This is a genomic window from Nonomuraea sp. NPDC050547, assembly GCF_044457345.1.
Taxonomy (GTDB): Bacteria; Actinomycetota; Actinomycetes; order Streptosporangiales; family Streptosporangiaceae; genus Nonomuraea.
In genome coordinates this window covers 1-3,272 of the sequence record NZ_JBITGW010000048.1, presented here as the reverse complement: position 1 = coordinate 3,272, position 3,272 = coordinate 1, and the positions used below count along the sequence as shown (strand labels likewise).

Genomic DNA, 3,272 nt, shown 5'->3' with positions numbered 1-3,272 from the left:
GCCAGCGGCTGGACGGCGCCGGTGAGCCCGCTCTCCCAGTCGGCCACCATCGTCTCGACCTCGGCCGTGTCGTAGAGGTCCGTGCTGAACTCCACCACGCCGAACAACCGCTCGCCGTCGTCGGTGATCTGCCAGATCATGTCGAACTTGGCGGCGCCGGTCGGCAGCAGTTCCCTGCTTCCTTCCGCCTCGCCGAGCCTGAGGGGACACGGACGGTGGCGGTGCATCTCGAACGCCAGCGCAACCCCGGAAGCACGCGGCACGTGCTCCGCGATGAGCGGGAAGGGCACGTCCCGGTGGGCGAGGTCGGTGAGAACGTCCTCGCGCACCCGGCTCAGCAGCTCGCGGAAGTCCGTGCTCACCTTGATCCGCAGCGGCACCAGATTGACGAAGTAGCCGATCAGCCCCTCCCATTCGGCCTGGTCCCGGTCGGCGGTCGGGGTCGCGACCAGCAGATCGTCCTGTCCCGTGCGGCGCTGCACCATCTGGGCGAAGGCGGCGAGCAGCACCATGAACGGCGTCGCCCCGGCGTCCCTGGCCAGTGCCCGCACGCGTGCGACCAGCTGCGGGGGCAACGCGAAGCGCACCACCGCCCCGGCAGGGCTCCGATCCTCACCGGCGGTCGCGGGCAGATCCGCCAGCCGGTCGCGCCAGTAGGCCAGCCCCTGCTCGTGGTCGGCCTCCCGCCGGTCGGCCGCGTAGTCGATGGGCCGGGCGGTCAGAGCGGGCAGCCGGGGCTCACGGTCCTCCGACAACGCCTGGTAGAGCTCGCCCAGCTCGGTCTCGAACAGGCCGAGCGACCACTCGTCCCAGACGAGGTGATGCACGACCACCAGCAGCGCCGGTCCCCCGTCCACCGCGCGCAGCAGCCGCGCCCTGATCAGGGGACCGTGGTCCAGGTCGAACGGCTCGCGGACGTCGGCCTCCTCGAGGCCCTCGCCTTTCTCGACCGGGACCGAAACCGAGGGCAGCACCACCTGCCTGGGCTCGCCGAGCCTGGAGGGAAACACGGTACGCAGCGCCTCGTGCCGTTCGATCAGCCTGTTCAGCGCCCGTTCCAGCAGCGCGGCGTCGACGGGCCCGCTCAGCCTGAACAGCCACGGCAGGTTGTAGATCGGCGCCTCCGGGTTCCACTGCTCCGACAGCCACAGCGCCTGCTGGCCCAGCGACAGGGGGCCTTCGTCCCCGCCGTTGCGTGGCGCGGCCCCCGCGGGCTTCGCGCTCTGCCCGGCATCGAGCCTGGCCGCCAGGTCGGCGAGGACGGGTGTCTCGAACACGGCCTGCGGCGTCAGGTCTCTTCCGAAGTACCGCAGCAGGCGCGCGGTGATCCGGAGCGCGGTGAGCGAGTCGCCACCCAGGGCGAAGAAGTTGTCATGCCGACCGATGTGATCGCGCCCGAGAGTCTCCAGCCACAGCCCGGCCAGCAGTTCTTCCGTCGCGGTGCGCGGTGGCTCCGTCCGGCTCGGGTTCTGCTCCGCCGCAGGCAGCGCGTCGCGGTCGAGCGTGCCACCGGCGGTCAGCGGCAGCCGGTCCATCCGGATCAGGTGCGCCGGCACGAGTGGCCGGGGCAGCCGCTCGGTCAGGAATCTCATGAGCTCGCCGGTGCCGGTCTCGCTCACCACGTAGCCGATCAGGCGGGTGTCCCCCGCGCCGTTCCGCCGGCCCAGCACGGCGCACTGCCGTACGTCCGGGTGGGCTTCCAGGACTCTCCGCGTCTCCGCGGGCTCGACGCGGAACCCCCGGATCTTGAGCTGGTCGTCGATCCTGCCGACGAACTCCAGGAGCCCGTCCTCCCTGCGCCTGGCCAGGTCGCCGGTGCGGTACAGGCGGGCGCCGGGGGCGCCGTACGGGTCGGGGACGAACTGCCGTGCCGTCGGGACCGGTCTGCCGAGGTAGCCGTGGGCCAGCGGGCCGCTGATGTAGAGCTCGCCCTGCTCGCCCGCGGGGCACGGGGAGAGCGAGGAGTCCAGGACGTGGAGCACACGGTCGCCGCAGGCGGCGCCGATCGGGATGTCGCCGTGCGCCTGGGTCACCTCGTGGGTGGCGGCGGTGATCACGGATTCCGTGGGGCCGTAGGCGTTGACGAGCCGCACGCCGGGGGCGTGCCGCAGCCAGGCGCGGGCGGCCGTGGAGGGCATGCGGTCGCTGCCGGAGATCATCAGCCGGAGGCTGTGCCCGGCGGGAAGCGGGTGCCGGGGTAACGTGCCCGCCAGCTCGCTCAGGTATCCGGCGGGCAGGTTCGCGACCGTGACCCGCTCACGATGCAGCAGGCCGACCAGGTCGGGGATGGAAGGGAGGGACGTCCCGGGCGTGAGCACGAGCGTCGCGCCCGCGCTCAGCGGAGCCAGCGCCTGTTCGATCGCGACGTCGACGTGGGGCGGCGCGAAATGCAGCACCCGGTCGCCGGGGCCCAGGCCGAAAGCCGTGCGTAACCCGGAAAGGTGCTCGTGCAGCGCGCCGTACGGCACGGCGACCGGTTTGGGCCTGCCGGTCGTACCCGAGGTGTAGACCAGGTAGGCGGTGTGCGCGGCATCGGGCGTGAGCAGGGCGCCGTGGTCGTCGCCCGCACCGGTGATCCGCATCGTGGGCGGCTCATCGAAACTCTCGTCATCGCCCAGCACGAGGACCGCGCCGCTGTCCTCCAGCACCAGCTTCTGCCGTGCGGCGGGCGCACCCGGCTCCAGGGCCAGGTACACGGCGCCGGCGCGGAGCACGGACACCATCGCGATCAAGCCGGACAACCGGTCTTTCGCATGGACGGCGACGACCCGCTCGGGACCCGCCTGGTGTTCACGCAGCCGCCATGCCAGGGCCGCGGTGCGGCGTTCGAGCTCGCCGTAGGAAAGGGTCTCATCCGCATGGACGACCGCCGGGCGAAGCGAGTCGGCACGCGCGTGCAGGCGCAGAATATTTCCCAGGTCTGAACGTTCTTCCGCGGCAGTGATCCGGAACGCGGAATAAGCCTCCGCCATGGCAATTCCCCCTGAAGGATTCGGACCGACGCACGAATTAACTGGGGCTTCTCAGCGGGTATGCTATGTTGCTAACGAACCCTTGCGCAAGCTATCCTGACCAACAATGCTTGTCAAGGCATGGTGCAGGCATCATGGAGTGTCTCCGCCGATCAAGCGTGCCTGGTAATCGATCAAAGTCAAGGGAGTGTTGACACCAGGGAAAACAGTCTCTTTCTAATAGTCGCTTAATCCTGAATTAACACTCTTAATCAAACGGCGGCCTTTGGACGGGGTGATTGGCATGAGTTTTTCCGGCGT

The 3,272-nt window shown here is 70.0% G+C and carries 1 protein-coding gene; it reads right to left on the bottom strand.

Features of this window, described 5'->3' with window-relative positions:
- On the bottom strand, window positions 1-2,972 hold a 2,972-nt coding region (locus ACIBHY_RS54705), incomplete at its 3' end, for an amino acid adenylation domain-containing protein (protein WP_397311089.1).
- Window positions 2,973-3,272 lie beyond the last annotated feature (300 nt).